Origin of the sequence: Microbacterium aurum, assembly GCF_016907815.1 — a bacterium.
Lineage (GTDB): Bacteria > Actinomycetota > Actinomycetes > Actinomycetales > Microbacteriaceae > Microbacterium > Microbacterium aurum.
Genome location: NZ_JAFBCQ010000001.1, coordinates 2,755,659 through 2,773,867, shown reverse-complemented (window position 1 = coordinate 2,773,867; position 18,209 = coordinate 2,755,659). Strand labels below are relative to the sequence as shown.

Sequence of the window (18,209 nt, the reverse complement as noted above, 5' to 3'; positions counted from 1 at the left end):
AGATGATCTTAAAGATCATTAGTCAATTTCAATTGACGATTCAAACTCATGTGATTTCAAGTCTTTAAGAGCAAACGGTGGATGCCTTGGCATCTGGAGCCGAAGAAGGACGTAGCAATCTGCGATAAGCCTCGGGGAGTGGATAAGCACACTTTGATCCGAGGATCTCCGAATGGGGAAACCCCGCTGGGCGGCGTGCCGACCCAGTGACTCCCGCCTGAATATATAGGGCGGGTAGAGGGAACGTGGGGAAGTGAAACATCTCAGTACCCACAGGAAGAGAAAGCAACCGCGATTCCGTTAGTAGTGGCGAGCGAAACCGGAACAGGCTAAACCGAGTACGTGTGATATCCGGCAGGAGTTGCGTATTCGGGGTTGTGGGACTTTTCAGGCTGTTCTGCCGAGCAGCCGGCGTTACAAGAAGGTATAGACGAACTGGATTGAAAGCCAGGTCATAGAGGGTGCCAACCCCGTAGTCGAAATGCCTCCCTTGGCGCGAAGAGTATCCCAAGTAGCACGGGGCCCGAGAAATCCCGTGTGAATCTGTCAGGACCACCTGATAAGCCTAAATACTCCCAGATGACCGATAGCGGACAAGTACCGTGAGGGAAAGGTGAAAAGTACCCCGGGAGGGGAGTGAAATAGTACCTGAAACCGTTTGCTTACAAACCGTTGGAGCAGCCCTAGCAGCTGTGACAGCGTGCCTTTTGAAGAATGAGCCTGCGAGTTAGCGATATGTGGCGAGGTTAACCCGTGAGGGGTAGCCGTAGCGAAAGCGAGTCTGAATAGGGCGATTCAGTCGCATGTCCTAGACCCGAAGCGAAGTGATCTATCCATGGCCAGGCTGAAGCGACGGTAAGACGTCGTGGAGGGCCGAACCCACTTAGGTTGAAAACTGAGGGGATGAGCTGTGGATAGGGGTGAAAGGCCAATCAAACTTCGTGATAGCTGGTTCTCTCCGAAATGCATTTAGGTGCAGCGTTGCGTGTTTCTTGCCGGAGGTAGAGCTACTGGATGGCCGATGGGCCCTACAAGGTTACTGACGTCAGCCAAACTCCGAATGCCGGTAAGTGAGAGCGCAGCAGTGAGACTGTGGGGGATAAGCTTCATAGTCGAGAGGGAAACAACCCAGACCACCAACTAAGGTCCCAAAGCGCGTGCTAAGTGGGAAAGGATGTGGAGTTGCTCTGACAACCAGGAGGTTGGCTTAGAAGCAGCCACCCTTGAAAGAGTGCGTAATAGCTCACTGGTCAAGTGATTCCGCGCCGACAATGTAACGGGGCTCAAGCACGCCACCGAAGTTGTGGCATTGACATTATTGGTAGGCCTTCGTGGTCCAGCCGTGTTGATGGGTAGGAGAGCGTCGTGTGGCCAGCGAAGCGGCGGTGTGAACCAGCCGTGGAGGCTACACGAGTGAGAATGCAGGCATGAGTAGCGAAAGACGTGTGAGAAACACGTCCTCCGAAAGACCAAGGGTTCCAGGGTCAAGCTAATCTTCCCTGGGTAAGTCGGGACCTAAGGCGAGGCCGACAGGCGTAGTCGATGGACAACGGGTTGATATTCCCGTACCGGCGAAGAACCGCCCAAACTAATCCAGTGGTGCTAAGTGCCCGAATTCCTCTGCATCGATCCCTTCGGGGTGAGAGCGTTGGAGCTAGCGCACGACCCCATGCTGGTGCGGTTAGCGTATTAACAGGTGTGACGCAGGAAGGTAGCCCAAGCCAGGCGATGGTTGTCCTGGTGCAAGTGCGTAGGCCGAGAGATAGGCAAATCCGTCTCTCATACAGGCTGAGACACGATGCGGATAAAAAGTGGGTGATCCTATGCTGCCAAGAAAAGCATCGACGCGAGGTTCTAGCCGCCCGTACCCCAAACCGACTCAGGTGGTCAGGTAGAGAATACCAAGGAGATCGAGAGAATCGTGGTTAAGGAACTCGGCAAAATGCCCCCGTAACTTCGGGAGAAGGGGGGCCTTCGACGTATTAGGACTTGCTCCGAAAGCGTTTGGAGGCCGCAGAGACTAGTGGGTAGCGACTGTTTATTAAAAACACAGGTCCGTGCCAAGTCGCAAGACGATGTATACGGACTGACGCCTGCCCGGTGCTGGAAGGTTAAGAGGACCGGTTAGCCGCAAGGCGAAGCTGAGAATTTAAGCCCCAGTAAACGGCGGTGGTAACTATAACCATCCTAAGGTAGCGAAATTCCTTGTCGGGTAAGTTCCGACCTGCACGAATGGCGTAACGACTTCCCAACTGTCTCAACCGCGAACTCGGCGAAATTGCACTACGAGTAAAGATGCTCGTTACGCGCAGCAGGACGGAAAGACCCCGTGACCTTTACTACAGCTTGGTATTGGTGTTCGGTGTGGCTTGTGTAGGATAGGTGGGAGACTGTGAAGCGGTGACGCCAGTTACCGTGGAGTCGTTGTTGAAATACCACTCTGGTCACTCTGGATATCTAACTTCGAACCGTAATCCGGTTCAGGGACAGTGCCTGGTGGGTAGTTTAACTGGGGCGGTTGCCTCCCAAAAAGTAACGGAGGCGCCCAAAGGTTCCCTCAACCTGGTTGGCAATCAGGTGGCGAGTGTAAGTGCACAAGGGAGCTTGACTGTGAGACTGACAGGTCGAGCAGGGACGAAAGTCGGGACTAGTGATCCGGCAGTGGCTTGTGGAAGCGCTGTCGCTCAACGGATAAAAGGTACCTCGGGGATAACAGGCTGATCTTGCCCAAGAGTCCATATCGACGGCATGGTTTGGCACCTCGATGTCGGCTCGTCGCATCCTGGGGCTGGAGTAGGTCCCAAGGGTTGGGCTGTTCGCCCATTAAAGCGGTACGCGAGCTGGGTTTAGAACGTCGTGAGACAGTTCGGTCCCTATCCGCTGCGCGCGTAGGAAATTTGAGAGGATCTGACCCTAGTACGAGAGGACCGGGTTGGACGAACCTCTGGTGTGCCAGTTGTTCTGCCAAGAGCACCGCTGGTTAGCTACGTTCGGGATGGATAACCGCTGAAAGCATCTAAGCGGGAAGCCGGCCTCAAGATGAGATTTCCATGCCTTCGGGCGAGAGGCTCCCAGCCAGACTACTGGGTTGATAGGCCGGATGTGGAAGCGCGGTAACGCGTGAAGCTGACCGGTACTAATAAGCCGATGACTTGATAACACACCGTTTTAGGTGCTTGCGTCCACTGAGTGGTTCTCGATGTACGGTCGAGAACCGCATGACATTGACATGTTGTGCAGACTGAAACATCAATAGTGTTTCGGCGGCCATAGCGTGAGGGAAACGCCCGGTTACATTCCGAACCCGGAAGCTAAGCCTCACAGCGCCGATGGTACTGCAGGGGGGACCCTGTGGGAGAGTAGGACACCGCCGGACTTCTTTCGTGAAATGGCCACCCAGTGATGGGTGGCCATTTCTCGTTAACACGCGTGTGAGAGGAAGCAGCAATGGCCGAGGAACGACGCCCGCGGAGCGGCGAACGGAAGCAGCTGTCCCCGCGCGACGGTGAGAAGAAGCCGTACGCGAAGCGCGACGGCGACAAGAAGCCGCACCCGAAGCGTGACGTTGAAAAGAAGCCCTACGCCAAGCGCGACGGCGAGCAGAAGCCTTACGCGAAGCGCGACGGGGACCGCCGGTCCAGCCGGCCGCCGCAGGATTCCGACCGTCGTGTCGGTCCGCCGGCGCCGCCGCTGCCCGCCGACGTGACGCCGCAGGATCTCAACGGGGCTGCGCGCAATGAGCTGAAGACCCTCAGCAAGGAGAACGCCGAGCAGGTCGCCCGTCATCTCGCGATGGCCGCACGTCTCATCGACGACGACCCGGAGCTCGCGCACCAGCACGCGCTTGCGGCATCGCGCAGCGCGGGACGCATCGCGATCGTGCGTGAGACCGTCGCGATCACCGCGTACGCGCTCGGGGACTTCGCCCTCGCCGTGCGCGAACTGCGCACCTATCGCCGGATCTCCGGCCGCGACGATCAGATCGCACTGCTCGTCGACAGCGAGCGGGGGGTCGGTCGTCCCGACCGCGCCCTCGAGGTCGGTCGCGCCGTCGACCGGAGCACCCTGCCGACCGAGGTGCGCGTGGAGCTCGCGATCGCGATGTCGGGCGCACGGCTGGACCTCGGCGAGACGGAGCGCGCCCTGCAGGAGCTCGACATCCCCGAACTCGACCCGGACCGCGCGTTCGCGTGGAGTCCCGGCCTGTTCGCGGCCCGCGCCGCCGTCCTCGAGGAACTCGGCCGCACCGAGGAGGCTGCCGCGTGGCAGCGTCGCGCCGAGGTCGCCGAAGAGGCCATCGGTGCCCGCGATGCTGATCGCGAAGTGCTGGAGATCGACGAGGTCGAAGAGATTCCGCTGCCGGTCGGCGACCACACGGACGTCCCCGCGGATGGCCCTGCGGCTGGCCCCGCGGACGACCCTGCAGGTGACGACAACGGCGAGGCGGGGGAGCGCTGATGGCGCTGTTCGGCCGTCGCGCGTCGCGCACACCCCTCGACGGCGTGGATGCCGTGCTCGCGGACCTCGACGGCGTAGTCTACGCCGGTCCCGGGGCGCTTCCGCATGCCATCGAGAGCCTCAACGCGGCTGCGACCCGCGGACGCCGGCTCGGCTACATCACCAACAACGCCTCCCGCCGAGACGCGGTCGTCGCGGAACACCTTCGCGATCTCGGCCTCGTGGCGACGCGGCCCGAGGACGTCGTCACGAGTCCGCAGGCGGCGATGCGCCTCCTGCGGGAGCGGGTGCCCGCCGGTGCGACGATCCTCGTCGTCGGTGGAGACGGCCTCGTCTTCGAGATCGAGAAGGCCGGCTTCGTCGTCACGCGCAGCGCCGACGATGCACCTGCGGCCGTCGTGCAGGGGTTCGCGCCCCACGTCGGCTGGGAGCATCTCGCTGAGGCGTCCTACGCGCTGGCGACACCGGAGGACGAGGGCGGCATCCCCTGGATCGCCACCAACACCGACTGGACGATTCCGCAGGCGCGCGGGATCGCACCGGGCAACGGCACGCTCGTCTCCGCCGTCCACACCGCCGTCGGGCGCCTCGCGGTCGTCGCCGGCAAGCCGGAACGGCCCATCTTCGACGAGGCCGTCGCCCGCTTCGGCGCCCGGCATCCGCTCTTCATCGGCGACCGGCTCGACACCGACATCGCCGGCGCGCAGACGGCGGGCATCGACTCGGCCCTCGTGCTCACCGGGATCGACCGGCCCAAGCACGTGCTCGCGGCGCCGCCCACCTCGCGCCCCACCTACATCCTCGCCGACCTGCGGGAGCTGCACGAGGAGTACCCCGAGACCGTCGTCCGCGGCGAGGTGACGAGCGTGCGCGACGCGGCGGTGCGGATCGACGGCGCCGACATCCACATCGTCGCCGCGGGTACCCGCCCGATCGACCTGGTGCGCGCCGGGGCGGCCGCCATCTGGGCGAGCGGGCGCGCGATCTACGGCTTCCGCGTTCCCGAGCAGCTCTACGCCGACCCGTTCCATCGACCCTGACCGCGGCGGAGCCCGCCCCGCCCGTCGTTGTGCCCGGACGGTATCGTTGAGCGCATGCCGATGGATGCCGCCGACGCTCGCGACCCCGATGGCCATGGCCGCCGGGAGGATCTGCTGTCCGCGCTCGAGGTGATCGAGGGGCAGCCGCTCGGCGAGCGCGCTGCGGCGTACGCCGCGCTGCACGACGACCTGGCCCGGCGCCTGGAGTCCGGACCGCGGGACCAGTGACCCAGCGCCTCGATGCGGCCGTCGCCGCCCGGGGACTGGCCCGGTCGCGCACGCATGCGGCGCAGCTGATCACCGCCGGACTGGTGTCCGTCGATGGCCACCCCGTCGTCAAGGCGTCGGTGAAAGTGGGCGACGATCAGCAGATCGCCGTCGCCGCCTCCGACCACTACGTCAGCCGTGCCGCGCACAAGCTCATCGCCGCTCTCGACGGTTTCGGCGTCGACGTCACCGGGCGGCAGTGTCTCGACCTCGGTGCCTCGACGGGCGGCTTCACGCAGGTGCTGCGCGAGCGCGGCGCCGCGCGCGTGCTCGCCGTGGACGTGGGCCACGGGCAGCTGGACCCGGTGATCGCCGCCGACCCCGGCGTGACGGGGGTGGAGGGGTTCAACGTCCGCTACATGACGGCGCAGTCCCTCGCCGAGGCGGCGGGCGACGGCATCCGCCCCGAGATCGTCACCGGCGACCTCTCGTTCATCTCGCTGACGCTGGTGCTGCCCGCGATCGCCGCGGTGATCGGCGCCGACGCGCACGTCGTGCTGCTGGTCAAACCCCAGTTCGAGGTCGGCCGCACCGGCGTCCGCGAAGGTCTCGTGACGGATGCCGCCGGCCGCGCCGACGCCGTCGCCGGCGTGCTCTGGGCCGCATGGGACGCCGGTCTCGGCACCGTCGGCGTGCTCGCCTCGCCCCTCGCAGGCACGCACGGCAACCGGGAGTTCCTCGTGCACCTGCGTCCCCGGGCCGCCGGCGCGGACGGCGGGACCGAGACGGGCAATCCGACAGACTATCTGCAGGCTGTCAATCGACTGGCGGGAGCGACATGATGGGCGGGACCACCCAGCCGACGCGGAACATCCTCGTCGTCGCGCACGCGCGCCGAGACGACACCGTCGCGGCGGCGCGTCGTGTCATCGCCGCCGTGCTCGCCTCGGGCGCCCGTCCTGTGCTGGCGATCGACGACCCGGAACTCGTGGCCGCGCTCGCCGACCTCGGCCCGATCGCGGGGCTCGGCGCGGACGTGGACGTCGCCGACATCGAGATCGCGATCGTCCTCGGCGGCGACGGCACGATCCTCCGCGCCGCGGAACTCGTCCGCGGGGGCACCGCGCCGATCCTCGGCATCAACATGGGTCACGTCGGCTTCCTCGCCGAGATCGAAGCCGACGTCATCGACGACGCCATGCGGCGGGTCATCGACCGCGACTACGAGGTCGAGGAGCGCATGACGCTGGCGGTGCGGGTGAAGGATGCCGCCGGGGAGGTCATCTACGACACCTGGGCGCTCAACGAGGCCACCGTCGAGAAGGCGGCGCGGGAGCGGATGATGGAGGTCGTCATCGAGATCGATCGCCGGCCGTTGTCGGCGTTCGGCTGCGACGGCGTCGTCATCGCGACGCCGACCGGATCGACCGCCTACAACTTCTCCGCCGGAGGACCGGTGATCTGGCCGACGGTGGAGGCCATCGCCGTCGTCCCGCTGTCCGCCCATGCCCTCTTCGCCCGTCCGCTCGTCGTGGGACCGGAAGCCACCGTGGCGATCGAGGTGCTCGCCCGCACCGACGGCACCGGCATCCTGTGGTGCGACGGCCGGCGCTCGCACGATCTGCCCCCCGGGGCCCGTGTCGTCGTCGGCCGCGATCCGGAGCCCGTGCGGCTCGCCCGGCTGCACCCGGCGCCGTTCACCGACCGCCTGGTGCGCAAATTCCAGCTGCCCGTGGTGGGGTGGCGCGGCCCGTCGTCGAGCCCGGTGAGCCCCGTGAGCCCCGCGAGCCCCGGGACGGGTGCGGCGTGATCGAGCAGATGACCCTGCGCGACCTCGGCGTGATCGCGCAGGCCACCCTCCCTATCGGTCCGGGTTTCACGGCGATCACCGGTGAGACCGGGGCCGGTAAGACGATGGTCGTGACGGGGCTCGGATTGCTGCTGGGTGCGCGTGCCGACTCGGGCGTCGTCCGCTCCGGCGCGGATCAGGCCGTCGTCGAGGGCGTGTGGATCGTGCCGGATGCCGGGGCGGTCTCCGATCGCGTGAGCGAAGCCGGCGGCGACGTCGAGGCGATCGGCGACGGCCGCGCCGAGCTCTACCTCGGGCGTACCGTGACGGCGGAGGGCCGCAGCCGCGCCAGCGTCGGCGGACGGTCGGCGCCGGCCGGTGTGCTCGCCGACCTCGCCGAGCACCTCGTCGTCGTCCACGGCCAGTCCGATCAGCTGCGGCTGCGTTCGGGCGCCGCGCAGCGCGATGCGCTGGACCGGTTCGGCGGCGAGGAGATCGCGGCGGCCCTCGCGGCCTACCGCGACGCGTTCGCCCGCCAGCGCGAGCTCGCGGCCGAGCTCACCGAGCTGACCGAGCGCGGCGCCGAGCGCGCCGCCGAGGCCGAGGCGCTGCGCGCGGCGCTCGCCCAGATCGAGCAGGTCGACCCACAGCCGGGGGAGGACGTCGCTCTTGCCCAGCGCGCCGAGCGCCTCGCCAACGCGGAAGAGCTGCGTCAGGCCGCCGCCGTCGCGCACGACGCGCTGTCCGGCGACGGGGACACGCCCGACGTTGGCATTCTGCTCGCCGAGGCGCGGCGCGCGCTCGACCGCGCCGCCCGCGGTGACGAGACGCTCGCCGCGCACGCCGCGACCCTCGACGATCTGGGCTACCGGGCCGCCGACCTCGCCACGGAGCTGAGCGCCTACCTCGCCGATCTCGACGAGTCCGGCCCGCACGAGCTCGCCGCCGTGGAGGAGCGCCGTGCCGCCGTGGGCGCACTCGTCCGCGCGCACGGCAGCCTCGATGCGGCCCTGGAGGTGCAGCGCACCGGTGCGCTGCGCCTGGCCGAGCTCGACGACGACGGCGATCGGATCGCGCGCCTGCGCGCAGAGGAGGAGGCCGCGGCATCCGCCCTGGACGACCTCGCCGTGCGGCTCACCGCGCTCCGGCGTGCGGCCGCCGAACGGCTGTCGGCGGCCGTCACCGACGAGCTCCGTGCCCTCGCGCTGCCCGACGCCCGCGTCGAGGTGCAGGTCACCGAGGGGACGGCGTCGGCATCCGGTCGCGATGACGTGACGATCCTGCTCGCACCGCACCCCGGCGCCGACCTCCGGCCGGTGGCCCGCAGCGCCTCCGGCGGCGAGCTCAGCCGGGTGATGCTGGCGATCGAGGTCGTGATCGCCGGTGCCGACAGTGTTCCCACATTCGTGTTCGACGAGATCGACGCCGGCATCGGGGGAGCGGCGGCCATCGAGGTCGGCCGGCGCCTGGCGCGCCTGGCGGAGACGAGCCAGGTGATCGTCGTGACGCACCTCGCCCAGGTCGCCGCCTTCGCGACCAACCATCTCAGCGTCGTCAAGGGCAGCGACGGCGCCGTGACCGCCTCGAGCGTGCGCGCGCTGGCGGGCGCCGACCGCGAAGCCGAGATGGCGCGCCTGCTGTCGGGACTGCCCGACTCGTCGGTGGCGCTCGAACATGCCCGGGAGCTGCTGAGCCTCGGCCACTCAAGACTGATAGGATGAAAGCCCGTGACGGACACTCATTCAGACGCGGGATCACTTCAGAACGACACCACCAAGCACATCTTCGTGACGGGCGGTGTCGTTTCGTCGTTGGGGAAGGGCTTGACCGCCGCGTCGCTCGGGAACCTCCTCACCGCGCGGGGCCTGCGCGTCGTGATGCAGAAGCTCGACCCGTACCTGAACGTCGACCCCGGCACGATGAACCCGTTCCAGCACGGTGAGGTCTTCGTCACCGACGACGGCGCGGAGACCGACCTCGACATCGGCCACTACGAGCGCTTCCTCGACATCGAGCTGAGCCAGGCCGCCAACGTCACGACGGGACAGATCTACTCGCAGGTGATCGCGCGCGAGCGCCGCGGCGAGTACCTCGGCGACACCGTGCAGGTCATCCCGCACATCACCGACGAGATCAAGCGCCGCATGCGCCTGCAGGCCGATGAGACACCGAAGCCCGACGTCATCATCACCGAGATCGGCGGCACCGTCGGCGACATCGAGTCGCAGCCGTTCATCGAGTCGGCCCGGCAGATCCGCCACGAGCTCGGCCGGAAGAACGTGTTCTTCGTGCACGTCTCGCTCGTGCCGTACATGGGCGCCTCCGGTGAGCAGAAGACCAAGCCCACGCAGCACTCGGTGCAGGCGCTGCGCCAGATCGGCATCCAGCCCGACGCGCTGGTGCTGCGCAGCGACCGGCCCGTGACCGAGTCGAACAAGCGCAAGATCGCGCTCATGTGCGACGTCGACGAGGATGCCGTGGTCAACGCGGTCGACGTGCCGTCGATCTACGACATCCCCACGATGCTCAACGAGCAGGGGCTCGACGCGTACATCGTCGACGCGCTGGGCCTTGCCGCGAAGGCCGACGAGGTGGACTGGACGCGCTGGAGCAAGGTCCTGAACGCCGTCCACAACCCCAAGCACGAGGTCACGATCGGTCTCGTCGGCAAGTACATCGACCTGCCCGACGCGTACCTGTCGGTGACCGAGGCGCTGAAGGCCGGCGGGTTCGCGCAGGAGACCAAGGTGCAGGTGACCTGGATCCCGTCCGACCTCTGCGAGACCCCGGAGGGCGCGGAGAAGGCGCTCGCCGCCGTCGACGGCATCGTCGTGCCCGGCGGCTTCGGCATCCGCGGCATCGAGGGCAAGCTCGGCGCCCTGCGGTTCGCGCGCGAGCAGGGCATTCCGACGCTCGGCATCTGCCTCGGCCTGCAGTGCATGGTGATCGAGTACGCCCGCAACGTCGCCGGGATCGAGGGGGCGTCTTCGAGCGAGTTCGACCCCGACACCGCGCATCCCGTCATCGCGACGATGGCCGAGCAGGTCGACATCATCGCCGGCGGCGACATGGGCGGCACGATGCGTCTGGGACTCTACGAGGCGGGGCTGGCCGAGGGCTCGCTCGCGGCCGAGGTGTACGGCGCGAACCGCGCGAGCGAGCGTCACCGTCACCGCTACGAGGTCAACAACCGCTACCGCGACCAGATCGCCGAGGCGGGCCTGTGGTTCTCCGGGCTGTCGCCCGACCGCAACCTCGTCGAGTACGTCGAGCTGCCGCGCGAGGTGCACCCGTACTACATCGCCACGCAGGCCCACCCCGAGCTGCGCTCGCGTCCCACCGAGGCCAACCCGCTGTTCCGCGGGCTCATCGCGGCGGCGCTGGAGCGCCACCGCGCGAGCGAGCTGTTCGAGGTCGAGGGTGAGTGAGGCCGCCCCTGGGACGCTGACCGACGACCCCGTGCAGGTCGAGGTCCTCAGGACCGAGACGCCGTTCACCGGCCGCGTCTGGAACATTCGCCGTGACGCGTTCGCCTACAACGGCGACACGATCGTCCGGGAGTACGTCGACCACACCGGCGCCGTCGCCGTCCTCGCGATGGACGATCAGGAGCGGGTGCTGCTGATCAAGCAGTACCGCCACCCGGTGCGCGCCCGCGACTGGGAGATCCCCGCCGGTCTCCTCGACGTCGCGGGGGAGGACGCGCTCGCCGCCGCGCAGCGAGAGCTGGCGGAGGAGGCCGACCTCACGGCATCCCGCTGGGACGTCCTCAGCGACTTCTACACGAGCCCCGGCGGCAGCGACGAGGCGATCCGCGTCTACCTGGCCCGCGATCTCGCGCCCGCCGCGGAGGTCTTCGCGCGCGGCGAGGAGGAGGCCGACATCGAGGTGCGCTGGGCGAGCCTCGACGAGGTCGTCGACGCGGTGCTCGCGCGCCGCGTGCAGAACCCCTCGCTCGCGATCGGCGCGCTCGCCGCACACGCCGCGCGCGCCCGCGGGTGGGCGACGCTCGCGCCGGGCGACGCGCCGTGGCCGCAGCGCCCCCGTCCCCTCGGGGAGACACCCGGCCGGGGCGCGTAGCGCCGTGCGTGCCGATCGCGCCGTCGAGGCGTACCTGCGGCACATCTCGATCGAGCGCGGCCTGTCCGAGCACACCGTCGCCGCCTACCGCCGAGACCTCGCGGCGTACCGCGGCTGGTTGAGCGACCACGGCATCCTGGACACCTCCGAGGTGACGCCCGCGATCGTCGCGCAGTTCGCCGCGGAGCGCGCCTCGGCCCAGCCGCCCGCGGCGGCGACATCGCTCGCGCGCCTGCAGTCCTCGGTGCGCGGCCTGCACCGTTTTCTCGTGCGGGAAGGGCTCGCCGACACCGATCCCAGCGAGCGGCTGCGTCCGCCGAAAGCCCCGCAGCGGCTGCCGAAGGCGCTGTCGATCACGCAGATCGAGGCGCTGCTGGATGCCGCCGGCCCCGCCCCCGGCGACACCGGCGCGACCGGCGACGACCTCGTGCTCCGCCTGCGCGACCGCGCCCTCCTGGAGTTGCTGTACGCGACGGGGGCACGCGTCTCGGAGGTCATGCAGCTCGACGTCGACGACCTCGCGCACGGCGACGTGCTGCGGGTGCGCGGCAAGGGCTCGAAGGAGCGGATCGTCCCCGTCGGGTCGTACGCCCGCGCCGCGGTGGACGCCTACCTCGCGCGGGCGCGTCCCGAGCTCTCCCGCCGGGGACGGGCGACCCCGCGGCTGTTCCTCGGCGCCCGCGGCGCGCCGATGTCGCGGCAGGGCGCGTGGCTGGTGATCCAGGCGGCCGCCGAGCGGGCGGACCTGCAGGCACACGTGTCGCCGCACACGTTCCGCCACTCCTTCGCGACGCACCTGCTGCAGGGCGGCGCCGACGTCCGTGTCGTGCAGGAGCTGCTCGGCCACGCCTCGGTCGCCACGACGCAGATCTACACGCACGTCACGGTGGACGCGCTGCGCGACGTCTACGCCACGTCCCACCCTCGCGCCCGCTGAGCGCGCCCCCGTCCACCCCGCCCGTCAATCCCGCGGATCGGCGTCGGCGCCGGGGACGGCGAAGGTGCTGACGACGGCATTTGTCACGGTCGCTGCGGGGACGGCGGGACCCTCCGACGGCAGAAGATCGAGCCATGGCCTCTTCGGGCGGCATCCGGTCGCTGTTCACCCGCACCCCTGCCGCGTCCGCCGTCCCGGCTGCGACGCCCGCCGACCGCGCGGACTTCGCCTACCTGGCGGATCGGGACGTCTACCTCGACTCGGCCTGCCAGACCATGCGCCCGCAACCGGTGATCGACGCCGTGACGGCGTACTACACCGAGGACAACGCGTGCGGCGGGCGCGTCCGCTACGACGCGGGCCGCCGGGTCGACGAGCAGGTCGCCGCAACGCGGGCGGCCGTGCTCGGCATGCTCGGGCTGTCCCGGCAGCGCTACGCGTGCTCCTTCACGCTCAACACGACCTACGGCCTCAATCTGCTGCTGCATCAGCTGCCCGCGGGCCGCTATCGCCGCGTCGTCACGACGCACACCGAGCACAACTCGGTGTTCCTCGCGACGATGGCGTTCGCGCGGCGGACCGGCATCCCGCGTCTCGTCGTCGAGCGCACCGCGGGGGTGGTGCAGGTCGACGACGACGCCCTCGTCGACGCGCTCGTCGTGGTCAGCGCGATGGACAACGTCCACGGCACCGTCACCGCGAACCTCGCCGACCTCGTCGCCCGCACGCACCGCCGCGGCGGGACGGTGATCGTCGACGCCGCCCAGGCGGCGCCGCACGCCCTCGCGGCACTGCGCGGAACCGCCGCCGACGCGGTGTGCTTCTCGGCGCACAAGATGTACGGCCCGTCGCTCGGTGTCGTCGTCGCCAGCCGCGACCTGCTCGCCGCGCTCGAGCTGACCTTCGTCGGCGGCGGCCAGGTCGCCGCCGTCACCGAACACGACTTCGTGCCCGCCGACGAGCCCCACACCCGGCTCGAACCCGGCCTGCAGGCGTGGGCGGAGATCATCGGGTTCGGCGCCGCGCTGCGGTGGTTCGCGCGGCAGGAGGACGCCATCGCGCAGCGCGAGGGGAGCCTCGCGGCGCGCCTGTACGACGGGTTGCAGAGCCTGCCGCACCTGCGGGTCGTCTCACCCGCGGCATCCGCCGTCGTCTCGGTGCTGCCCGAGCGCGTCGACGCGCACCGCCTCGCCGTGTTCCTCGCAAAGGCGCACATCTCGGTGCGCAGCGGCCACTTCTGCGCGCACCACTGGCTGGCGGAGCGCGAGGCGCTGCCTCCGCTCGTCCGCTTCAGTCTCGGCGCCCACAACACCGGCGCCGATGTCGACCGTGCCCTCGAGGTCATGGGCCGCATGATGCGGGGGCTGTGACATGGTCTGCATCGTCGCCTTCGTCGTGGTGCTCGTGCTGTCCGCGGTGTCGGCGAAGTACCGCCGGCTTCTGGGACGTGCGTGGGGCTGCTTCGCCCGCCGTGTGACGCTCCGTCCGTGCGACACCTCGTTCCGCGACGACGTGAAGAGCTCCCTGCTCGCTCCGCTCGCCGTGCGGGCGCCCGCACTGGTCAAGCCCGCGAGCATCGCGATCGAGGTCGTCGCGTGGGTCATGGTGCTCTCGCTGATCGTGAGCCTGTACCTGCTCGGCCGCTCCGGCCTGAACCTCTTCGTCTACGGCACGTGCGACAAGCAGGACACCCAATCGTGCGCGCTCGCCGCCGAGGCGTGCTCCATCGGCAGTGAGACGCCGGGATTCTGGGAGTCGATCGGCCGCGGCGACGTGCTCGGTGCGTTCGGCAACGAGTTCGGCTCGGTCGGGCAGACCATCGCCGCGATCCCGAGTCGACTGAAGACGTGGGATGCCGCGGAGTACACCGCCGCGAACGCGACGTACCTCGGCGGCTACCGGGACGGCCTGCCGGTCGCTCTCGAGGTGCTCGACCCGGGCTGCCGGTTCTGCGCCGAGCTGTTCCGCAACATCGAGGAGTCCGGCTTCGCCGACACCCACAACGTGACCTACCTCGCCTACCCGATCTCGTCGGGGTTCGGATCGAAGTTCCCCAACTCGCCGCTCGTCGCGTCCTACCTCGCCGCGACGCAGGCCTTCGAGGCCGAGCGCGCGGGACTGTCCGGCACCACCGGCGACTGGTACATCCTCGAGCAGCTGTTCACGGGCCAGAACGCGGCGGGCACCGGCTGGCAGGAGTGGATGAACGAGGCGGATGCCGACGACGCCCGCGCCCGGCTGCAGGACTGGCTCCGCGACGCCGGCTACACGGACGCGGAGGTCACGGCGATCGACCGGCTCGCGGCATCCGACGCCGTCGCCGAGACCCTCGCGCACACGCGTCGCGTCGTCGAGGACGACATCCAGACCGTCGCGATCCCCACCCTCATCGCCGGCGGGAGGCTGCACGCGGGCCTCGCCGACGCGGACACCCTCCGCGACATCGGCCGCTGAGCCCGCTGGTGCCGCGCAGGTCCCGCGCGCGTCGCTCGGGTGCTCCGCCGCGCGTCCGGCCGAGCACGGCCCGGCCGCTGTGCGAGAATCGGTCAGACGCGAAAGAAGGCAGGAGTGTCGGTGACGGACAAGGCGCGGGGGACGAAGAAGGCCTCCTCGGAAGACATCCCGATGGGGCCCACAGGCCGGCCCTATCACGGCTTCCCGACCCCGCCGCCGCTGTCGGCCCACGGCCCCGCGCGCATCATCGCCCTCTGCAACCAGAAGGGCGGCGTCGGCAAGACGACCACGACCATCAACCTGGCCGCCTCCCTCGCGCAGTACGGGCGCAAGGTGCTCGCCGTCGACTTCGATCCGCAGGGCGCGCTGTCGGCCGGCCTCGGCATCGCGACGCACGACATCCCGACGATCTACGACCTGCTGCTGGACACCAAGCGCGACCCGCACGAGGTGATCGTGCACACCTCGGTCGAGGGCCTCGACGCCATCCCCGCCAACATCGACCTCTCCGCCGCCGAGGTGCACCTCGTGAACGAGGTCGCCCGCGAGACGATCCTCGCGCGCGTGCTGCGCAAGGTCGCGGGGGAGTACGACGTCATCCTCGTCGACTGCCAGCCCTCCCTCGGCCTGCTGACCGTCAACGCGCTCACCGCGAGCCACGGCGTGCTCATCCCGCTGGAGTGCGAGTTCTTCGCGCTGCGCGGCGTGGCGCTGCTGATCGAGACGATCGACAAGGTGCGCGACCGGCTGAACCCGTCGATCGAGCTCGACGGCGTCCTCGCCACGATGTACGACCCCCGCACGCTGCACTCCCGCGAGGTGCTGGAGCGAGTCGTGGAGGCGTTCGGCGACGACGTGCTGGAGACGGTCATCGGGCGGACGGTGAAATTCCCCGACGCCTCGGTCTCGGGCGTTCCCATCACGACGTTCGCGCCGGAGCACGCCGCGGCCCAGGCCTACCTGCGGCTGGCGCGGGAGCTGGTCGCCCGTGGCGCCGTCGCCTGATCCTTCGGCACCCGCAACGGCCGACGAGGCGTCCGAGCCGGCTCGCCCGGCGCACGAGCCCGCCATCCCGACCCCCGAGCCCGCCGAGGGGTTTCGCGTCTCGCTCGGCAACTTCGACGGTCCGTTCGACCTGCTGCTGACCCTGCTCGGCAAGCACGAGCTCGACATCACCGAGATCGCGCTCAGCAAAGTCACCGACGAGTTCATCTCGTACCTGAAGGGCCTGGATGCCGAGGAGGAGCTGGAACAGGCATCCGAGTTCCTCGTCGTGGCGGCGACCCTCCTCGACATGAAGGTGGCGGGGCTGCTGCCGCAGGGAGAGCTGGTGGATGCCGAGTCGGTCGCCCTCCTCGAGGCGCGCGACCTGCTGTTCGCGCGGCTGCTGCAGTACCGCGCGTTCAAGGAGGTGTCGGCCTGGTTCGAGCGGAGCCTCCGCCGCGAAGACCGCCGCCACGTGCGCTCGGTCCGCCTCGACGAGAAGTACCGCACGGCCGTGCCCGAGCTCGTCTGGACGCTGTCGAAGGAGGACTTCGCCGCGCTCGCGATGCTCGCCTTCGCTCCCAAGGAGATCCCGCATGTCGGGCTGGACCATCTGCACGCGCCGCTCGTGTCGATCCGCGAGCAGGCGGCCGTCGTCGTGACGCTGCTGCGCGACGCGGGGACGCTGAACTTCCGCGAGCTCGTCGCCGGGGTGACGCAGACCGGCGTCGTCGTGGCCCGGTTCCTCGCCGTGCTGGAGCTCTACCGCCACGCCGCCCTCTCGTTCGAGCAGCTCGAGCCGCTCGGCGAGCTGACCCTGCGCTGGACCGCCGAGCGCTGGTCCGAAGAGAACCTCGCCACCCTGGGAGCCGACTATGACCGCTGACGTCACCGACATCGCCGACGACACCCCGCCGCGCTCGCAGGAGCCCGTCGACATCGCCCGGCGGCTGGAGGCGATCCTGCTGGTCGTCGACGAGCCGCAGAGCCTCGTGGCGCTCGCCGCCGCGGTCGGCTCGCCGGTGCCCGCCGTGCGCCAGGCCGTCGCGGGGCTCGTCGCCGACTACGACGGCGAGACCGGCGGTCCGCGCCGCGGGTTCGAGCTGCGCGAGGTGGGCGGCGGCTGGCGGCTCTACGTGCGGGAGGAGCACGACGATCTCGTGAGCGAGTTCGTGAACGCGCAGGCCCCCAGCCGGCTTTCGCAGGCGGCGCTGGAGACCCTTGCGGTCATCGCCTACAAGCAGCCCGTCACCCGCAGCCAGGTCGCCTCCATCCGGGCCGTCAACGTCGACTCCGTCGTCCGCACGCTCGTCGCCCGCGGTCTCATCACCGAGCTGTTCACCGATCCGGAGACCGGCGCCATCAACTACGGCACGACCGACGCGCTGCTGGTGAACCTCGGCATCAACTCGCTCGACGAGCTGCCGCACATCTCGCCGCTGCTCGACGACGGGTCGGACGGCTTCGACGCGGAGACCCTCCGATGAGCGCGCAGAATCCGGCGGATGCCGAGGGCGTCCGGCTGCAGAAGGTGCTCGCGAACGCCGGGGTCGCCTCGCGCCGCGTCTGCGAGCAGTACATCGTCGAGGGGCGCGTGCGCGTGAACGGGCAGGTCGTCACCGAGCTCGGCACGCGCATCGACCCGGCATCCGACCTCGTCGACGTCGACGGCACCGCGATCCAGCTCGACGCCACCAAGCGCTACATCATGCTGAACAAGCCGACGGGCGTCGTGTCGTCGATGAAGGACGAGCAGGGCCGCCCCGACCTGCGCCGCTACACGCGGGAGTGGCCGGAGCGGCTCTACAACGTGGGGCGGCTGGATGCCGAGACCAGCGGCCTGCTCGTGCTGACGAACGACGGCGACCTCGCGCACGTGCTCGCCCACCCCTCGTTCGGGGTGACGAAGGTGTACATCGCGAAGGTCGACGGGCGTGTGACGGCGCAGACGATCGCACGACTGGTGAAGGGCGTCGAGCTGGAGGACGGGCCGATCGCCGCCGACAAGGCGCGGCTGCTCGGCACGGAGGGCGGGACGAGTCTCGTCGAGCTCACGCTGCACTCCGGCCGCAACCGGATCGTGCGCCGCATGATGGCCGAGGTCGGCCACCCTGTCGTCGACCTCGTGCGGCGCCAGTTCGGCCCCCTGCACCTGGGAACCCTCCCGGCGGGGCGCGCACGCGAGTTGACTACAGTGGAACGCGGTGCGCTGCTGACGATCGCGCGCCGCAGCACCCCCGACCCCGAGCATGACTGAGTG

At 69.0% G+C, this 18,209-nt stretch carries 15 protein-coding genes and 2 rRNA genes; all 17 read left to right on the top strand.

All coding sequences use genetic code 11. The annotated features are described in order from the left end of the window. Positions 1-54: 54 nt before the first annotated feature. A 23S ribosomal RNA gene (locus JOD60_RS13685) occupies positions 55-3,160 on the top strand. 99 nt (positions 3,161-3,259) lie between these two features. Further along, a 5S ribosomal RNA gene (gene rrf / locus JOD60_RS13680) occupies positions 3,260-3,376 on the top strand. A gap of 71 nt (positions 3,377-3,447) precedes the next feature. Beyond that, positions 3,448-4,458 (top strand): tetratricopeptide repeat protein, encoded by a 1,011-nt coding sequence (locus tag JOD60_RS13675; protein WP_232321619.1) that lies wholly within the window; start codon positions 3,448-3,450, stop codon positions 4,456-4,458. Continuing rightward, positions 4,458-5,498, top strand: coding sequence for an HAD-IIA family hydrolase (locus JOD60_RS13670; protein ID WP_076691182.1), 1,041 nt, complete (start codon positions 4,458-4,460; stop codon positions 5,496-5,498). The genes JOD60_RS13675 and JOD60_RS13670 overlap by 1 nt, the downstream gene beginning before the upstream one ends. Before the next feature lie 54 nt (positions 5,499-5,552). Beyond that, complete coding sequence (locus tag JOD60_RS13665; protein ID WP_157127956.1) at positions 5,553-5,726, top strand: hypothetical protein; 174 nt, start codon at positions 5,553-5,555, stop codon at positions 5,724-5,726. Further along, the gene (locus JOD60_RS13660) at positions 5,723-6,547 is read left to right on the top strand and encodes a TlyA family RNA methyltransferase (protein WP_076691180.1); all 825 of its coding nucleotides are present in this window, start codon (positions 5,723-5,725) and stop codon (positions 6,545-6,547) included. Before JOD60_RS13665 ends, JOD60_RS13660 begins: the two co-directional genes overlap by 4 nt. Further along, entirely contained in the window at positions 6,544-7,515 is a 972-nt protein-coding gene (locus JOD60_RS13655) for an NAD kinase (protein ID WP_232321618.1), read from the top strand. The genes JOD60_RS13660 and JOD60_RS13655 overlap by 4 nt, the downstream gene beginning before the upstream one ends. Beyond that, on the top strand, positions 7,512-9,215 hold the full coding sequence (gene recN / locus JOD60_RS13650) for a DNA repair protein RecN (RefSeq protein ID WP_076692224.1): 1,704 nt from the start codon (positions 7,512-7,514) through the stop codon (positions 9,213-9,215). The genes JOD60_RS13655 and recN overlap by 4 nt, the downstream gene beginning before the upstream one ends. A gap of 6 nt (positions 9,216-9,221) precedes the next feature. Continuing rightward, a complete protein-coding gene (pyrG, locus tag JOD60_RS13645; protein ID WP_076691176.1) occupies positions 9,222-10,922 on the top strand; it encodes a CTP synthase in 1,701 nt (566 codons plus the stop codon). Further along, positions 10,915-11,574 carry an NUDIX domain-containing protein gene (locus tag JOD60_RS13640; RefSeq protein ID WP_076691173.1) on the top strand — a complete coding sequence of 220 codons (660 nt, stop codon included), beginning with the start codon at positions 10,915-10,917 and terminating at the stop codon, positions 11,572-11,574. Before pyrG ends, JOD60_RS13640 begins: the two co-directional genes overlap by 8 nt. Positions 11,575-11,578: 4 nt before the next feature. Further along, positions 11,579-12,511 carry a site-specific tyrosine recombinase XerD gene (xerD, locus tag JOD60_RS13635; protein WP_076691171.1) on the top strand — a complete coding sequence of 311 codons (933 nt, stop codon included), beginning with the start codon at positions 11,579-11,581 and terminating at the stop codon, positions 12,509-12,511. Between the two features lie 134 nt (positions 12,512-12,645). Continuing rightward, positions 12,646-13,881, top strand: coding sequence for an aminotransferase class V-fold PLP-dependent enzyme (locus JOD60_RS13630; protein WP_076691168.1), 1,236 nt, complete (start codon positions 12,646-12,648; stop codon positions 13,879-13,881). Between the two features lies 1 nt (position 13,882). Continuing rightward, positions 13,883-14,965, top strand: coding sequence for a DsbA family protein (locus JOD60_RS13625; RefSeq protein ID WP_076691166.1), 1,083 nt, complete (start codon positions 13,883-13,885; stop codon positions 14,963-14,965). Between the two features lie 171 nt (positions 14,966-15,136). Continuing rightward, on the top strand, positions 15,137-15,970 hold the full coding sequence (locus JOD60_RS13620; RefSeq protein WP_076692223.1) for a ParA family protein: 834 nt from the start codon (positions 15,137-15,139) through the stop codon (positions 15,968-15,970). After that, positions 15,954-16,835, top strand: a complete 882-nt coding sequence (locus JOD60_RS13615; protein WP_076691164.1) for a segregation and condensation protein A — start codon at positions 15,954-15,956, stop codon at positions 16,833-16,835. Before JOD60_RS13620 ends, JOD60_RS13615 begins: the two co-directional genes overlap by 17 nt. Next, the gene (scpB, locus tag JOD60_RS13610) at positions 16,825-17,436 is read left to right on the top strand and encodes an SMC-Scp complex subunit ScpB (protein ID WP_076691163.1); all 612 of its coding nucleotides are present in this window, start codon (positions 16,825-16,827) and stop codon (positions 17,434-17,436) included. The genes JOD60_RS13615 and scpB overlap by 11 nt, the downstream gene beginning before the upstream one ends. Next, positions 17,433-18,206 (top strand): pseudouridine synthase, encoded by a 774-nt coding sequence (locus JOD60_RS13605; RefSeq protein ID WP_076691161.1) that lies wholly within the window; start codon positions 17,433-17,435, stop codon positions 18,204-18,206. Before scpB ends, JOD60_RS13605 begins: the two co-directional genes overlap by 4 nt. Positions 18,207-18,209: the final 3 nt, after the last annotated feature.